Origin of the sequence: Achromobacter sp. SIMBA_011 (assembly GCF_046535435.1) — a bacterium.
Taxonomy (GTDB): Bacteria; Pseudomonadota; Gammaproteobacteria; order Burkholderiales; family Burkholderiaceae_B; genus Achromobacter; species Achromobacter dolens.
In genome coordinates this window covers 328,193-342,903 of record NZ_JAWRWN010000003.1, presented here as the reverse complement: position 1 = coordinate 342,903, position 14,711 = coordinate 328,193, and the positions used below count along the sequence as shown (strand labels likewise).

Sequence of the window (14,711 nt, the reverse complement as noted above, 5' to 3'; positions counted from 1 at the left end):
GCGTGGGGGCTCACAACACGCGCCGCGTGGGGGCAACACTACCTTGCGTTTTTTTCCAGGCGCCAGACGACCTGTTGCAGCCAGTTTTCCTGCCGCGCGTCCAGGTTCAGGAACACCGCGCCCAGGTGGCTCATGGGCGGTTCGCCGGTCAGCGACACATGGGGCGGCGCCGGCTCGTCGGGGTTATCGGACTGGACCATGGGTTGGCCCGAAATCGGGTACACATTGCGCACTTCGAGGTGCGCGTTGAGCTTGCCCAGGTCGCCGAAGTCCAGTCGCACGTCCTCCAGCACCGAGCCGCGTTCCGGCAGGGCCTGCACCGCCAGTTCCACCCGCAGGCCGACGCCGTCCACCGACAGATCGCGCACCGAGAAACTGATCGGCTTCTCGGCCGGGTCGGGTTGCCACGACGCCTGGCAGCGGTTGGCGTTGCTGATCAGCGAGGCGCGGAACATCTTGCGGCGCTGGATGCGGGCAAGGTGTTCGGGGAAGGGCGACATCAAGGCGGCGCTGCCGTCATCGAAATGGATGACTTCGGGGCGCTCGACGCGGAAGCGGATCTGCACGCCGCCGTAGGCGGTGGCGTGGAAATGGAAGGTCGTGCCGCTCAGCAGGCCCATGCTGTCGGACTGTTCGAAGTCGGCCCCGGCGTAGTCGCGCGGGCGCCAGAAGAACTGGCGGGTCTGCTTGTCGGCGCCCAGCACCAGTACCGCCATCTCGCGATCGGCGGCGTCGCGCACCAGGATATGGCTGTCCGGGTGCGTCAGTTCGAAGAGGGCGGCGCGCATGTCTTCCGGCCGCGTGAGCAGGAATTCCGGATCGCTGGCATCCAACACAGTGATGTCCTTGGAAAATAGGGGTCAGGCTGGCGGCGCGGCGTCGGGAAGCTCGCGCGATTCGAGGCGGTACAGCCAGGCCAGCAATTCTGCCACCGCTACGTAGAGTTGGGGAGGAATATGCGCATCCAGGTCCACTTGCATCAGCAGGCCGACGAGTTCGCGCGACTCGTGGACATAGAGTCCGTTTTCCTCGGCGGCGCGCACGATAGTGTCGGCCAACTGGCCGTAACCCTTGGCCACGACGCGGGGAGCGGCGTCCTTGTCGTCATACGAGAGCGCGACCGCGGCGTTGCGGTTGGCGTTGGGACCCTGGTCGGGGGGCGGGGCGGTGCGCATCAGAAATCCGTGGGCATGACGGGACGCGGATCGACCACGTTCACCACCAGGTGGCTGAGCGTGAGGCCGGCGGCCAGCAGGCGCGAACGCAGTTGGTCCGAGGACTCATTGAGTTCGGCCGCGCCATGGGGGGCGACCAATTGCAGCACGATCTGATCGCCGGCCAGGTTCAGGCGCGCGTCCACCAGGCCCAGGCGGGGCAGGTCCAGCTTCAGGCGGGTCGCCCAGGTGGGCACGCCGGATTCCGGGTCGCCGCCGTAGGGCTCGCGTTCGACTTCCCACTCCATGGGGGCGCCAGGCCAGGCTTCGCCTTGCCAGGTCAATGCCTGGTTGGCCAGCACGTCGAGCTGCTGGCGCACCAGCACGGTGAGATCCTGGTGGATGCCGCTGACCGGCGTGCCGGGCGCGGGGGTGTGGGCGCCGCCGCCCGTCGTCGGCGCCTCGCCGCCCGCGCGGTTGGCGGAGGTGCCGGCGCTGTCGGCGCGCGGCCGGGCCAGGTCGGCTTCGCTGGGAACGCCGCTGCGCGTGAGCTTGGCTTGCGGCTCCTGCTGCAATTGGGCCGGATTGCTGCGGCCGAAGACCATGTCGGTCAGGTGCGATTCGTAGAACAGGCCGCTGGTCTGCAGCGCCGCGCGCAGCGCCTGGCCCAGCGCGCGGGCGGACGGTCCGGCCGCCGCCAGGCTGGCGTGGGCCGTGGCGTCGGCGCCCTTGGCGCCGCCGGAGGCGTCGGCCGCGCCGCCAGGGCGGCCGGGCTTGGCGCCGAGCGGGGTATCGGCTTCGAGGTCGGCGCTGGCTGCCGCGGCGGTGGCCAGGGCCGCGGCCGCGCTGGTGGCCGGGGTCGTGGCGGGAGCCGCCGCGCCGGTGGCGGGGGGCTGGGGTTGTCCGGGTTGCGCCGGCTGTGCGGCGGCCTGGTCGGTGCCAGGCTGGGCCGGCGCGTTGGCCGACCACAAGGGAGCGCGGCCCTGCACCGGCGGCGCGGCGTCGGGATACTGGGCCAGCAACGCCAGGATCGCGCGCGCGGTCGTGCCCAGCGTGGTGGGGGCCGAGGCCGTGGTGTCGCTACTGGTGACCAGGCCGCGGGCGGCCAGCGCCAGCGCGGCGGCGGTCTTGGCGTCCAGGACGGTGGGCGGGCGGTCGCCGCGGGCGCCGCCGGTCTGGATGCCTTGTCGCGGGTCGCGATTGGAGCCGTCGGCCGAGCCGGGCTTGTCCAGGTTGCCGGGCTGGCTGACCGCATCCGGCCGCGCGCCCGACACCTGGTTGGCGCTGGCGGCGGACATCGTCGTGCCAAGCACGGCGTCCAACCGCTGCACTAGGACGTTGCCGAGTGCCGCGGGACCTACGCTCATGCTTCAGGCGCCTGGTAGCCGTAGGCCGACAACAGCGTCTGCTGGCGCTTCATGCGGCCCAGCAGTTCGCCCAGCCGGGCCAGTTGCGGGAGCGCCAGGTCCCGCGTGAGCGCGTCGTTTTCGAGGATACGCACCAGCAGGTCGTACTTCATGGCGCGGCCGGCTTCGTCCAGCGGCGCGGTCGGCTCCGCGATCCGCAGGCGTTCGACCAGCTCGCAGTATTGCTGCCCGTGGGCCATCGCCGTATCCCAGTCGCCGGCCTGGGCGGCCGTCAACATCTCGCCCGTGATGAGGGCGATCTCCTGGTAGTGTTCCAGAATAGGGGATGAGTACTGGGTAAGGGACGTCATGGAAATCTCGGGCGTTCGATGGCTGGCTGGATTTGTGTTTTTGGCCATCAGGGCTGGGTGAGGCCAGCCGGTCGGTCGACGGAAGTCTGCCAAGCCTCGGCCAGATCCGCCAGCAGGCGGTCGGCGATATCGAGTTGCTCGGCGTTCGCTTTCAGATTTGCCGTCAGCAAGGTGCGGACGATGTAATCGTAGAGACGGGCGAGGTTGGCGGCGATCTCGCCGCCGGCCTCCATGTTCAACCCGGTCTTCAAGCCTTCATCGACGATCTTGATCGCTTTCGAGATGGCCGCGCCGCGCTCGGCGACCCGGCCTTCCTGCAGGTGGATGCGTGCCTGCCCGATCGCCGCCCGGGCACCCATGTACAGCAGGGTGATCAGCCGCTCGGGACTCGCGCCCAGCACCTGGGTTTCCAGGCCGATATCGGCGTAGGAGCGGACGGATTGGGACCCTGTGGGGCGGCGGGCGGCGTAAGTCATTAATGCATCTTCTACAGGTTATTTGCTCGATTTGTTCATCGCCGCAAATTGTTGGGTCAGGTAGTTGGCGGTGGTCTGCATTTGCATGTAGAACTTGTCCAGCGCCACGAAGCGGGTACGCATCTGGTCGATCTCGGCATCGCTGGCGGCCTTGGCCCGCTTTTGCTGGGCGTCCAGATCGCTCATCGACTTGGTCAGGCCGTCCGTGCGCGTCTTGAGCGAACCGGTGCTGCCCAACACGTCCTTGAACGCCTTTTCGAAATTCTTGGCCAGGCCGTTGTCGCCGGTCAGCAGCTTGGTGACGTCGGCCGGGCTGCCGCTCAGTGCCTTGTCCAGCTTGGTCTGGTCGAGCTTGAGCTGGCGCGTCTGCGGATCGGTGGTGATGCCCAGGTCGGCCAGCGAGCGGACAGTGCCCGAGCCCAGCACGGCCTGCAGCGCGCCGGTCACCGAAGACTGGATCGAACGCGTGGTGCCGTCTCCGGTCAGCGGCTGGTTGGTGGCCGCCTTGGCGTCGAAGGCCGTCAGGTTCTTGATGGTCGTCTGCAGCGCGTTGTAGGTCTTGACGAAGTCCTGGATGGCCTTGTTGGCGACCGACGTATCGGATTCGAGCTTCAGCGTGATCGGCTTGCCGGCCTCGGTCTTGTCGGTCAGGTTCAGCGTGACGCCGTCGATGACGTTGGCCACGTTGTTCGAACCGCTCTTGACGGCCAGGCCGTTGATGGTGAGCTGGGCGTCTTCGGCCTTGGTGTTGGCCATGCCGGTGGTGGTGCCGTCGGCGGCGGTGCTGAAGGACAGGATGTCCTTGAGCGACTGGTCGCCGGTGACGGTGATGTTCTTGACCGAGGCCTGGACGCCGGTGTCCTTGGCCGTCAGCATCAGGTAGTTGTTGCCACTGCCGTCGTTGATGACGGTGGCGCGCAGGCCGGACTTGTCGTCGGCGTTGATGGCCTTGACGATGCCGTTGAGCGAGGTGTCGCCCTTGAGGTCGATGGTGCGCTTGGTACCGTCGGCCAGCTCGATTTCGAACGAGCCGGTGTCGCCGTGCTTGGCGGTGCGGTCGGCCACGGCGCCCGATTGCAGGCTCTGGGCGCGCGCCAGGTTGTTCACTTCGATGACGTATTGGCCCGCGACGGCGCCCTCGGCGGCCACAGTGGCCGTCAAGGCGGTGCCGCCGGTGACGCTGCCCTTGATGGCAGCCATCGTCTCGGTCTTGCCCAGTACCGCAGCCGACTTCTGCAGGGCTTCCAGCGAGCTTTGCAGCTGCGCGTAGGCGTCGATGCGAGTCTTGTAGCTGGAGGCGCGGGTGGTGTAGATCGAGAGTTTCTTGTCCTCGGCGGCCTGCAGGTCCGACAGGATCTTTTCCAGGGGCAAGCCGGAAACTGAACCGAGGTTAGTGATAGAGGCCATGTGAAATCCTTCCTAGCGATGCGATTCTGTCAAAAATAGGGTGCCGGCGATTGGCCGGGTAAGGGCATAAGGCGGGCCTAATTCGATGATTCCATCATCGATTGGCGCCAAAACGGGCACAGAAGAAAGTACGGGAATTCATGTCAAGCCGAGGTCTTGATGCCATTTCCCTGCATGTTCACGATCATTTTGGCGATCTTGAGCACAGCTTCGCTGGGGATGGTGCGAATGACGTCCCCGGACTTGGCGTCCACCACCGATACCACCACCTGGTGCACGTCCGGGTCGACCTCGAACTGCAACTGGGTCGACCACGCCTTCATCTGCTCGTTGATTTCGTCCAGCGCCTTGTCGAGCGGCAGCTTCTGCGAATTCGACTGCTCCGACGTCGCGGAATCGGTGCCGCTGCCATTGGTGCTGGCGGCGGGCGGGGCGACGGTGACGGATGGATCTGCGACGACTGGCACGGCCGCGACCGGCGCCGGTGCGAACGTAGCGGGGGCTAAGGGGGTTACGGCCATGATCACTCCAGCGGCGGTGCGGGCGTCTCGGAGGAACGCGCTGTTTTCAGGGAATTCTCAGCTACGATTACGGCAGCGCCGCAGGGAACTTTAGCCCTCGTCACAGCGGGCTGTTTCATGTGCTAACAAGTTGGGATCGGGCAATGAGTGTCAAGACGGCGTTGCGAGTCATCGAAATCATCGAAACCTATGCCCGGGAAAAGCGCGCACTGCCCCTGTCGGAACTGGCCCGGCTGCTGGACGTGCCGGTATCGAGCTGCCTGGCCCTGATCCGCACCCTGACCGGCCTGGGCTATCTCTACGAAACCGGCCGCCGCCAGGGCTACTACCCAACCGGGCGCCTGTTGGCGATGGCGCAACGCATCGCCGGCGCCGATCCGGTGCTGGACCGGGTCTATCCGAGCCTGGTTGAATTAAGGGACGCAACCCGGGAAACCGTCGTATTCGCCAAGTTGACGCAGGACGGCCGGGTGGTCTACCTGGACGTGCTGGATTCGCCGCACACGATCCGATACGCGCCGGTTGCCGGCGAGTTCAAGGACGTACACGCCAATTCGCTGGGCAAGGCGCTCATGTCCCTGATGGATGAGCCGGCCCGTGACGCGCTGCTCGGCAGCGGCCCCTTGACGCGCTACAACGAGCGCACGCTGGTTACGCGCGAAGCGGTGCTGCAGGATCTGACGCTGTCGCGCCAGCGCGGCTGGTTCATGAACAGCGGCGAGTCGATTCCCGACGTCGGCGCCATCGCCTGGCCGGTGACGCTCTCGGGCGAGCACTATGCCATCTCCGTGGGCGGCCCCATCTACCGGATCGAGCCGTGCCAGGAGGAATACGCCCGCATCCTGCGGGCGGCGTGCACCGGGCTGGAACAGCAGTCCTGAGAGGGCCCCGGGGGCGGCGCGCAAGGCGCGTGGCCCGGGCGGCCGGCGCGTCCGGCGTGCGCGCCGGCCAGCAGGGGCCTCAATAGGACTTGGGCAGGCCCAGCACCTTTTCCGCGATAAAGCACATGATCAGTTGCGGGCTGACCGGCGCGATGCGCGGGATGAAGCTCTCGCGCAGCAGGCGTTCCACGTGATATTCCTTGGCGTAGCCCATGCCGCCCAGCGTCATTACCGCGGTCTGGCAGGCGTTGTAGCCGGCCTCGGCCGCCAGGTACTTGGCGGCGTTGGCGCTGGGGCCGCAGGGCTGGCCGGCGTCATACAGGCTGGCGGCCTTGAACACCATCAGGTCGGCCGCCTCCAACTGCATCCAGGCCTGCGCCAGCGGGTGCTGGATGCCCTGGTTCTGGCCGATCGGCCGGCCGAATACATGGCGCTCGCCGGCGTAGCGCACCGCGCGCTCCAGGGCGGCGCGGCCGATGCCGACCGCCTCGGCCGCGATCAGGATGCGTTCCGGGTTCAGGCCATGCAGGATGTACTCGAAGCCGCGGCCTTCCTCGCCGATGCGGTCCGCCAGCGGGATCCGCAGGCCGTCGATGAACAGCATGTTCGAGTCCACCGCCTTGCGGCCCATCTTCTCGATTTCACGCACCTCGACCTTGCCGCGGTCCAGGTCGGTGTAGAACAGCGACAGGCCCTGCGTCGGCTTGGCCACCTCGGACAGCGGGGTGGTACGCGCCAGCAGCAGCATCTTGTCGGCCACCTGGGCGGTCGAGATCCAGATCTTGCGGCCATGCACCACGTACTCGTCGCCCTGGCGCACGGCGCGGGTGCCGAGCTTGGTGGTGTCCAGGCCGGCGTCGGGCTCGGTGACGGCGAAGCAGGCCTTCTGTTGACCGGCGATCAGCGGCGGCAGCCAGCGGGCGCGCTGCTCGTCGTTGCCGAACACGACCACGGGATTGAGGCCGAAGATGTTCATGTGCACGGCCGACGCGCCGGTGAAGCCCGCGCCCGAGGCGGCGATGGTCTGCATCATCAGCGCGGCCTCGGTCATGCCCAGGCCGGCGCCGCCATGCTCCGGCGGCATGGCGATGCCGAGCCAGCCGTCGCGCGCCAGGTCGGCGTGCAGGGGTTCGGGGAAGCCGCCGTCACGGTCGCGTTCCAGCCAGTATTCGTCGGGATAGCGGGCGCAGATGCGGGATACTGCGTCGCGCAGCGCCAATTGATCGGGGGTGAATGCAAAGTCCATCAGTCGGTTCCATCCTGGGTGATGCGATTGGCAAAGAGCGCGTCGATGCCGGCGGGGTCGTAGCCGGCCTCGGCCAGCACTTCGCGGCTGTGCTGGCCCAGCGTCGGCGCCGGGCGCCGGATGGCGGTCGGCGTGCCCTGGTAGCGGCCGAGGGGGGCGGGGGTGCGCAGGCGGCCCTCGGTCGGGTGCTGGTGGTCCTGCACGAAGCCGGTGGCGGCCAGGTGCTCGTCCTGCAGCAGGTCGTCGACCGTGTAGAGCTGCGATGCGGGGATGTCGGCGTCCGCCAGCTCGCGCAGCCAGTCCTGGCTGGCGCGGGTGCGGATCACGTCGGCGACGAAGGCGTAGACCTCGTCGATATGGGCGGCGCGGGCGCCGTGGGTGTGAAAGCGCGGATCCTGCGCCAGTTCCGGCTGGCCGATCAGCGCGAAGAAGTTGCGCCAGTGCTTGTCGTTGTAGATCAGCAGGCAGATGTAGCCGTCGGCGGTGGCGTAGGGCCGGCGGTGCGGCGCCAGCAACCGGGCGTAGCCGGTGGGGCCGAGCGGCGGTTCGAAGGTGGCGCCGCCCAGGTGGTCGCCCAGCACCAGGTGCGCCATGCCTTCGAACATCGGGATCTCGACCTGCTGGCCCTGGCCGCTGGCGCGGGCGTGCAGCACCGCCGACACCAGCGCGATGCCCACATGCAGGCCCACGGCGCGGTCGGCCAGCGTCAGCGGCGCGTAGCGCGGCACGTCGCCGCTCTGCTGCGCCGCCAGCGCGGCGATGCCGGTCTGGCCCTGGATCAGGTCATCGTAGGCAGGCCGGCCGGCGTAGGGGCCGGCCTCGCCGAAGCCGTAGGCGCCCAGGTAGACGATGCGCGGGTTGCGCGCCGCCACCGCCTCGTACGACAGGCCCAGGCGCGCCATGGCCTGGGGGCGGATGTTGTAGAGCAGGGCGTCGCAGGTCTCGGCCAAGCGCAGGCAGGCCTCGCGGCCTTCCGGCGTCTTCAGGTCCAGCACCACCGAGCGCTTGTTGCGGTTCAGGTGCAGGTACAGGTGGCCCATGCCCGGGTTGCGCATCGGGCCGACGGCCCGCATGTTGTCGCCGGCGGGCGACTCGACCTTGATGACGTCGGCGCCCAGGTCGGCCAGCACCTGGGTGGCGTAAGGACCCATCACAACCGAACTGAGGTCCAGGATGCGTACGCCGGACAGGGGGCCGGCGGCCTGCGGGGATGCGGCGGCGGACATTGTCATTGCTGCTCGATCCCCGCGTCGCGGATCAGTTTGCCCCACAGGTCGCGTTGCTCGCCGACGAACTGGCCGAAGGCCTCGGGCGAACTGGAAAACGCGTCAAAGCCCAGGCCCGCCAGGCGCTTGCGCACGTCTGGCTTGGCCACCACCTGCTTGATGGCGTCGTTGAGCTTGGCCACCACCTCGGGCGGCATTCCGGCCGGGCCGAAGTAGCCGTTCCACGAATTCAGGTCGAAGTCCGGCACGCCCGACTCGGCCATGGAAGGCAGGTCCGGCACGATCGCGCTGCGCTCGGCGGTGGACACCGCCAGCGCCCGCAACTGGCCCGACTGCACGAACGGCAGGCCGGACGCCAGGTCGGTGAACATGAAATCGACCTGGCCGCCGACTACGTCGGTCAGGCCTTGCGGCGTGCCTTTATAGGGCACGTGCAGGATGTCGATCTTGGCGCGGTTGGCCAGGGTGGCGCCGGCGACGATGCCGGTGCTGTTGCCGCTGGCGTAGGTGATGCGGCCGGGGTGCTGGCGCGCGTCGGCGACCAGGTCGGCCACGGTCTTCCACGGCCGCTTGGGATTGACGACGAGGATGAAGGGCAGGTTGCCGCCGCGCGCGATGGGGGTGAAATCCTTGACCGGATCGTAGGGGATGTTCTTCATCAGCCAGGGGGCGGCCGAATGCGAGGTATTGGTGGTCACGAACAGCGTGTAGCCGTCCGGCCTGGCGCGCGCCACGTAGCTGGCGGCGATGGTGGCGTTGGCGCCGGGCTTGTTCTCCACCACGATCTGCTGGCCCAGGATGGTCGACAGTTCGGCGCCGAAGATACGGCCGACCGCATCGGTGCCGGAGCCGGCGGGGAACGGCACGATCAGGGTGATGGGTTTGTTCGGATAGTCCGCGGCGTGTGCCGCTGGCAGGGCCAGGGCGATGGCGCCGCCGACCAGGGTGGCGCCCAGCAGGCGTAGTAGTCGCATGGTTTGTCTCCAGGGGGATGCGAAGCGGGCGCGGCTTCTGCGGCCGCTGCCCGGGATGGGCCGGTCTCCGTGGCGCCTTCAGGCGCCAGCGGTCGATGCGGGGAAACCGCGGATCACGCGGTCCGGGGATTCCTCGTAAGGCGGCGTGTAGATCACCAGCAGCCGCGCGGGCTCGTCGCTGGTCACGGTGAATACGTGCGGAATGTCCGGCGGGAAATAGCAGCAGTCGCCCGGGCTCATGTCGGCCCATTCGTCCCCGACCTGCGCGCGGGCGCTGCCCGACAGCAGGTAACAGACCTGCTCGATGCCCGGGTGGGCGTGCGGCAGCGCGCCCTGGCCTTTGTCGATCACGCCCAGCAGCACTTCCACGCCGCGCGAGCCCACCGTGTCGGGGCCGATCAGGCGGCGGTTGAGGGTGCCGGTATGGTTGGCCGGGTGGTAGCCGGGCACCTCGGCCTCGCGGACCAGCCAGGCGGGGGTTTTGCGCTGCGTCATGTCTCATCCTTGTTAGTTTTCATATGTGAATTCATTTTCATGTATGAGAAAAACATCGGCAAGCGGGTTTTCCCGGCGATCCCGCGGCGTCCCAGGGGGATTAGGGAAAACACCGGGCATGCGCTGCTAAAATCATGGGCTGTTCACCTTTGCGATCCCGCCTCATGCCTTCCGCACTCAAGCCCGCCGCCGGCGCCACCCTGTCCGATTGGCTGCAGTACCTGGAATCGATCCACGCCACCGCGATCGACATGGGCCTGGAGCGCGTGCGGGAAGTGGCTGCCCGGATGAACCTGGAACTGCCGGGCGTGAAGTTCGTGGTGGGCGGGACCAATGGCAAGGGCTCGACCTGCGCGATGCTGGAGTCGATCCTGCTGGCCGCGGGTTACAAGGTCGGGCTATACACCTCGCCGCACCTCATCGATTTCAACGAGCGCGCGCGCGTCAATGGGCAGATCGCCTCGGACGAGGCCCTGATCGAGCAGTTCATCGCGGTCGAGGCCGCGCGCGGCGAGACGTCCCTGACGTACTTCGAATTCACCACGCTGGCCATCCTGCGCCTGTTCTCGCAATCGCGGCTGGACGCGGTGGTGCTGGAAGTCGGCCTGGGCGGCCGCCTGGACGCCGTCAACATCATCGATGCCGACTGTGCCATCGTCACCAGCGTCGACCTGGACCACATCGAGTACCTGGGCGACACGCGCGAGAAGATCGGTTTCGAAAAGGCCCATATCTACCGCGCCGGCCGGCCGGCCATCTGTGCCGATCCGGTGCCGCCGCAGTCGCTGCTTGATTACGTCGAGCAGATCGGCGCCGACCTGTGGCTGTTCAGCCGCGACTACAACTATTCCGGCGACCGTCAGCAGTGGGCCTATGGCGGCCGCGAACAGCGCCGCAGCGCGCTGGCCTATCCCGCGCTGCGCGGCGCCAACCAGTTGCTGAACGCGTCGGCGGCCCTGGCCGCGCTGGAATCGGTGCGCGACCGCCTGCCGGTGCCGCAGCAGGCGGTGCGCCAGGGCCTGTTGCAGGCCTCGCTGCCCGGCCGTTTCCAGATCCTGCCGGGCCAACCCACGGTGATCCTGGACGTGGCGCACAACCCGCATGCGGCCGCGGTGCTGGCCCAGAACCTGGATAACATGGGTTTCCATCCGTATACCTACGCGGTGTTCGGCATGCTCAACGACAAGGACCTGGCGGGTGTGCTGGCCAAGATCGGCACGCGCATCGACCACTGGTTCTGCGCCGGCCTGCCGGGACCGCGCGGCGGCTCCGGCGAACACCTGGCCGAACGGGTCGCGGCCGGCCTGCCAGCCGCGCCCGCCGGGGCCGAGGCGCCGGGCGTCTCGGCCTACGCCGATCCCGCCCAGGCCTTTGCCGCGGCGCGCGAACGGGCAGGGGAGAATGATAGAATCGTGGTGTTCGGATCATTTCTCACCGTGGCCTCGGTTTTGCAGTCTCTGGGTCGCAAGGCGTAGGCAAGAGCGGCATAGGCAAACATGGGTTTTTTCAAACGCAAGGATCCTGCCGACCAGGCGCAACCCTCCAAGCGAGCGGCCGTGCCGAGCGAGGTTCAGGCGGCCGAGTTGCGCGGGCGCGCCCGTCGCCGGCTCGCGGGCGCCATCGCATTGGTGCTGGCGGCCGTCATCGTCCTGCCGATGGTGCTGGATTCCCAGCCGACGCCCGTGGCCGACAACATCCCCATCAAGGTGCCTGAACGCACCACGCCATTCCAGCCGCAGGTGAGCGAGCCGCAGGCGACCGCGCCCGCCGCGCCGGCGCAAGGCGCCACGCCCGGCGAGTCGTCCGGTGTCGCGACGCCGCCGCCTGTGACCTCGCCGCAAGCCGCCGCGCCGCAGGCCGCGACGCCGTCCACCACGACGCCGCCGCCGGTCACGACGCCGCCCGCCACGACCCCGCCCGCGGCCACGCCGCCCGCGACCGCCACGCCGCCGCGCACCCCGCCGCCCAAGCCCGAACCCAAGCCCGAGCCGAAGCCGGCCACGCCCAAGCCCGAGACCCGCTCGGACGACGGCGCCCGCGCCCTGGCGTTGCTCGAAGGCCGTTCCGCGCCCGCCGCGACGCCGGCGCCCAAGCCGCAGGCCGCCAAGGGCAATTTCGTGCTGCAGATCGCCGCCTACACGACGTCCGAGGACGCCCAGTCGCGGCGCAGCAAGCTGCATCAGGCGGGCGTCACCAACGCGTTCGTCGAGCAGGCTTCCATCGGGGGCAAGCAGCAGTACCGTCTGCGGGTGGGGCCGTTCCCCTCGCGCGAGGCGGCCCAGGCGGCCCAGGCGCGGTTGCGCACCCTGGGCTATGACAACGGTTTCATCGCCGCCCAGTAGTGACCGGCTTCGACTTCGTCGTGCTGGCCATCCTGGTGGTATCGGGTGTGCTGGGCCTGGTGCGCGGCCTGCTCAAGGAAGTGCTGTCGCTGGTCGCGTATCTGCTGGCCTTCGTGGCCGCGATCTGGTGGGGGCCCACGGTCTATACCTGGCTGGAGCCCTATATCGAAACAACGCTGCTGCGCATGGGTGTCTCGTACGCGGTGGTCTTCATTATCGTGCTGCTCGGCGTGGGGTTGGTCAACATGACGCTTGCCGCCTTGATCCGCAGCACCGGGCTGAGCCCGGCCGATCACGGCCTGGGCGGCATGTTCGGACTGGCCCGGGGGCTGCTCATCGTGCTGGCGCTGGTCGCCGCCGCCGGCTATACGCCGTTGCCGCAGGAGCCGTGGTGGCAGGACGCCATGTTTTCGCATTCGGCCATCGAGGCCATCAAACATATCAAGACGTGGCTGCCGCCGTCCCTGGCGACATGGCTGCCGTATTGATTAGCTTCACATCAACCAGGAAATCTCACCATGTGTGGAATCGTAGGGGTCATCGGGCGCGGGCCGGTCAACCAGCTGCTCTATGACAGCTTGCTGCTGTTGCAGCATCGCGGGCAGGATGCCGCGGGCATCGCGACGTCGCAAGGCAACCAGTTCAATATGTACAAGGCGCACGGCCTGGTGCGCGACGTATTCCGCACGCGCAACATGCGTGCCCTGCCGGGCACCTCGGGCGTGGGCCAGGTGCGTTATCCCACCGCCGGCTCCAGCGCCAGCGAGGAAGAGGCCCAGCCGTTCTACGTCAACGCCCCGTTCGGCATCATGTTCGCCCACAACGGCAACCTGACCAACTGGCGCGAGCTGCGTGAATCGCTCTACCGCGTCGACCGCCGCCACATCAACACCAATTCCGACTCGGAAGTGCTGCTGAACGTGCTGGCCCACGAGCTGCAATCGGCCGCCAGCGGCGTCTCGCTCGATGACGACGCCATGTTCCGCGCCGTCGCCGCCGTGCACAAGCGCGTGCGTGGCGCCTACGCCGTCGTGGCGCAGATTTCCGGTTACGGCCTGCTGGCGTTCCGCGATCCCAACGGCATCCGTCCGCTGTGCATCGGCCGCCAGGAAACCGACGAAGGCGTCGAGTGGATGGTGGCCTCGGAATCCGTGGCGCTGGAAGGCAGCGGTTTCGCCTTCGTGCGCGACGTCGAGCCGGGCGAAGCGGTGTTCGTCGACCTGGACGGCCGCTTCGTCAGCCGCCAGTGCGCCGACAATCCGCAACTAGTACCCTGCATCTTCGAATACGTCTACTTCGCCCGTCCCGATTCGCTGATCGACGGCGTGTCGGTGTACGACGCGCGCCTGCGCATGGGCGAGTACCTGGCCGACAAGGTCGCGCGCAACATGCGCCTGGGCGACATCGACGTGGTCATGCCGATCCCCGATTCCTCGCGTCCGGCCGCCATGCAACTGGCCGCGCGCCTGAACCTGGACTACCGCGAAGGCCTGATCAAGAACCGCTACGTCGGCCGCACCTTCATCATGCCCGGCCAGGCCGTGCGCCGTAAATCGGTGCGCCAGAAGCTCAATGCCATCGGCATGGAGTTCAAGGGCAAGAACGTGCTGCTGGTGGACGACTCCATCGTGCGCGGCACCACCAGCCGCGAGATCGTCGACATGGCGCGCGCCGCCGGCGCCAACAAGGTGTACTTCGCCTCGGCCGCGCCTCCGGTGCGCTTCCCCAACGTCTACGGCATCGACATGCCGACGCAGAGCGAACTGATCGCCACCGGCCGGAGCGACGAGGAAATCGCCCGCGCGATCGGCGCCGACAGCCTGGTCTACCAGGACCTGCACGACATGCAGCAGGCGGTGCGCGACCTCAACCCGAAGCTCTCGCGCTTCGAGGCGTCGTGCTTCGATGGCGAGTACATCACCGGCGACATCACCGCGGAATACCTGGCTCGCCTGGGCCAGTCGCGCGCGGAGTCGGGCGACGGCGAAGGCGCCAGCGGCCTGCAGTTCAACATGGGCTATGCCGCCAACGACGCCTGAGTTCGACGCGCTCCATGCCAAAGCCGCTCCCCGGGGAGCGGCTTTTTTTTGTTTCACGATGACGCTGTCATCGCGCGCCTGACGCGGCTGAGAAAACGCCGGTCAGCGGGCAGGCAGGCACCGGTCGCCAACAAATTTCATGCCGCCAGGGGATCACGCGTTCGATACTGCCGAACAGAGAGGCGATCGCCATGCCGGGCAAAGAAGACGCCTGCGCCAAGAGCGAGGAGGAA

The 14,711-nt window shown here is 68.0% G+C and carries 16 protein-coding genes; 5 read left to right on the top strand and 11 right to left on the bottom strand.

The genetic code is table 11. The features are described from left to right. Positions 1 to 38 precede the first annotated feature (38 nt). The 7 genes from SB816_RS14690 to SB816_RS14660 all read right to left on the bottom strand — a co-directional run bounded on the left by SB816_RS14690 (position 39) and on the right by SB816_RS14660 (position 5,275). Positions 39 to 836: a flagellar brake protein gene (locus SB816_RS14690; protein WP_054502839.1), complete on the bottom strand. Its 798-nt coding sequence runs from the start codon at positions 834 to 836 to the stop codon at positions 39 to 41. A gap of 24 nt (positions 837 to 860) precedes the next feature. Further along, entirely contained in the window at positions 861 to 1,175 is a 315-nt protein-coding gene (locus SB816_RS14685) for an EscU/YscU/HrcU family type III secretion system export apparatus switch protein (RefSeq protein ID WP_054502838.1), read from the bottom strand. Next, on the bottom strand, positions 1,175 to 2,521 hold the full coding sequence (locus SB816_RS14680; protein ID WP_064522911.1) for a flagellar hook-length control protein FliK: 1,347 nt from the start codon (positions 2,519 to 2,521) through the stop codon (positions 1,175 to 1,177). The genes SB816_RS14685 and SB816_RS14680 overlap by 1 nt, the downstream gene beginning before the upstream one ends. Next, positions 2,518 to 2,871, bottom strand: a complete 354-nt coding sequence (locus tag SB816_RS14675; RefSeq protein WP_035360316.1) for a flagellar protein FliT — start codon at positions 2,869 to 2,871, stop codon at positions 2,518 to 2,520. The genes SB816_RS14680 and SB816_RS14675 overlap by 4 nt, the downstream gene beginning before the upstream one ends. Before the next feature lie 47 nt (positions 2,872 to 2,918). Then, positions 2,919 to 3,347: a flagellar export chaperone FliS gene (fliS, locus tag SB816_RS14670; RefSeq protein ID WP_054502836.1), complete on the bottom strand. Its 429-nt coding sequence runs from the start codon at positions 3,345 to 3,347 to the stop codon at positions 2,919 to 2,921. Between the two features lie 18 nt (positions 3,348 to 3,365). Continuing rightward, a complete protein-coding gene (gene fliD, locus SB816_RS14665; protein ID WP_054502835.1) occupies positions 3,366 to 4,754 on the bottom strand; it encodes a flagellar filament capping protein FliD in 1,389 nt (462 codons plus the stop codon). A 143-nt stretch (positions 4,755 to 4,897) separates the two neighbouring features. Further along, entirely contained in the window at positions 4,898 to 5,275 is a 378-nt protein-coding gene (locus SB816_RS14660) for a flagellar protein FlaG (protein WP_054502834.1), read from the bottom strand. Positions 5,276 to 5,418: 143 nt separating this feature from the next. On the opposite strand from SB816_RS14660, the gene SB816_RS14655 reads away from it, so the two are divergent. Continuing rightward, a complete protein-coding gene (locus SB816_RS14655) occupies positions 5,419 to 6,156 on the top strand; it encodes an IclR family transcriptional regulator (RefSeq protein ID WP_410547217.1) in 738 nt (245 codons plus the stop codon). Positions 6,157 to 6,235: 79 nt separating this feature from the next. On the opposite strand, the gene SB816_RS14650 is transcribed toward SB816_RS14655, so the two are convergent. The 4 genes from SB816_RS14650 to SB816_RS14635 all read right to left on the bottom strand — a co-directional run bounded on the left by SB816_RS14650 (position 6,236) and on the right by SB816_RS14635 (position 10,097). After that, on the bottom strand, positions 6,236 to 7,402 hold the full coding sequence (locus SB816_RS14650) for an acyl-CoA dehydrogenase family protein (protein ID WP_410547216.1): 1,167 nt from the start codon (positions 7,400 to 7,402) through the stop codon (positions 6,236 to 6,238). Then, positions 7,402 to 8,634, bottom strand: coding sequence for a CaiB/BaiF CoA transferase family protein (locus tag SB816_RS14645; protein ID WP_054502831.1), 1,233 nt, complete (start codon positions 8,632 to 8,634; stop codon positions 7,402 to 7,404). The genes SB816_RS14650 and SB816_RS14645 overlap by 1 nt, the downstream gene beginning before the upstream one ends. Continuing rightward, the gene (locus SB816_RS14640; RefSeq protein WP_054502830.1) at positions 8,631 to 9,602 is read right to left on the bottom strand and encodes a Bug family tripartite tricarboxylate transporter substrate binding protein; all 972 of its coding nucleotides are present in this window, start codon (positions 9,600 to 9,602) and stop codon (positions 8,631 to 8,633) included. The genes SB816_RS14645 and SB816_RS14640 overlap by 4 nt, the downstream gene beginning before the upstream one ends. A gap of 78 nt (positions 9,603 to 9,680) precedes the next feature. Further along, positions 9,681 to 10,097: a cupin domain-containing protein gene (locus SB816_RS14635; protein WP_410547215.1), complete on the bottom strand. Its 417-nt coding sequence runs from the start codon at positions 10,095 to 10,097 to the stop codon at positions 9,681 to 9,683. A 164-nt stretch (positions 10,098 to 10,261) separates the two neighbouring features. On the opposite strand from SB816_RS14635, the gene folC reads away from it, so the two are divergent. The 4 genes from folC to purF are packed head-to-tail and all read left to right on the top strand — an operon-like array spanning position 10,262 to position 14,478. Then, a complete protein-coding gene (gene folC, locus SB816_RS14630; protein WP_410547214.1) occupies positions 10,262 to 11,572 on the top strand; it encodes a bifunctional tetrahydrofolate synthase/dihydrofolate synthase in 1,311 nt (436 codons plus the stop codon). 21 nt (positions 11,573 to 11,593) lie between these two features. Beyond that, positions 11,594 to 12,439 carry an SPOR domain-containing protein gene (locus SB816_RS14625; protein ID WP_144658135.1) on the top strand — a complete coding sequence of 282 codons (846 nt, stop codon included), beginning with the start codon at positions 11,594 to 11,596 and terminating at the stop codon, positions 12,437 to 12,439. Continuing rightward, positions 12,439 to 12,927 carry a CvpA family protein gene (locus tag SB816_RS14620; RefSeq protein WP_006385208.1) on the top strand — a complete coding sequence of 163 codons (489 nt, stop codon included), beginning with the start codon at positions 12,439 to 12,441 and terminating at the stop codon, positions 12,925 to 12,927. Before SB816_RS14625 ends, SB816_RS14620 begins: the two co-directional genes overlap by 1 nt. Before the next feature lie 30 nt (positions 12,928 to 12,957). Beyond that, positions 12,958 to 14,478, top strand: a complete 1,521-nt coding sequence (purF, locus tag SB816_RS14615; protein WP_006385207.1) for an amidophosphoribosyltransferase — start codon at positions 12,958 to 12,960, stop codon at positions 14,476 to 14,478. Positions 14,479 to 14,711 lie beyond the last annotated feature (233 nt).

Coding starts and splice junctions, on each gene's coding strand:
- SB816_RS14685 (WP_054502838.1), bottom strand. CDS start 1,175: ATGCGCACCGCCCCGCCCCCCGACCAGGGTCCCAACGCCAACCGCAAC.
- SB816_RS14680 (WP_064522911.1), bottom strand. CDS start 2,521: ATGAGCGTAGGTCCCGCGGCACTCGGCAACGTCCTAGTGCAGCGGTTG.
- SB816_RS14675 (WP_035360316.1), bottom strand. CDS start 2,871: ATGACGTCCCTTACCCAGTACTCATCCCCTATTCTGGAACACTACCAG.
- fliS (WP_054502836.1), bottom strand. CDS start 3,347: ATGACTTACGCCGCCCGCCGCCCCACAGGGTCCCAATCCGTCCGCTCC.
- fliD (WP_054502835.1), bottom strand. CDS start 4,754: ATGGCCTCTATCACTAACCTCGGTTCAGTTTCCGGCTTGCCCCTGGAA.
- SB816_RS14660 (WP_054502834.1), bottom strand. CDS start 5,275: ATGGCCGTAACCCCCTTAGCCCCCGCTACGTTCGCACCGGCGCCGGTC.
- SB816_RS14655 (WP_410547217.1), top strand. CDS start 5,419: ATGAGTGTCAAGACGGCGTTGCGAGTCATCGAAATCATCGAAACCTAT.
- SB816_RS14650 (WP_410547216.1), bottom strand. CDS start 7,402: ATGGACTTTGCATTCACCCCCGATCAATTGGCGCTGCGCGACGCAGTA.
- SB816_RS14645 (WP_054502831.1), bottom strand. CDS start 8,634: ATGACAATGTCCGCCGCCGCATCCCCGCAGGCCGCCGGCCCCCTGTCC.
- SB816_RS14640 (WP_054502830.1), bottom strand. CDS start 9,602: ATGCGACTACTACGCCTGCTGGGCGCCACCCTGGTCGGCGGCGCCATC.
- SB816_RS14635 (WP_410547215.1), bottom strand. CDS start 10,097: ATGACGCAGCGCAAAACCCCCGCCTGGCTGGTCCGCGAGGCCGAGGTG.
- folC (WP_410547214.1), top strand. CDS start 10,262: ATGCCTTCCGCACTCAAGCCCGCCGCCGGCGCCACCCTGTCCGATTGG.
- SB816_RS14625 (WP_144658135.1), top strand. CDS start 11,594: ATGGGTTTTTTCAAACGCAAGGATCCTGCCGACCAGGCGCAACCCTCC.
- purF (WP_006385207.1), top strand. CDS start 12,958: ATGTGTGGAATCGTAGGGGTCATCGGGCGCGGGCCGGTCAACCAGCTG.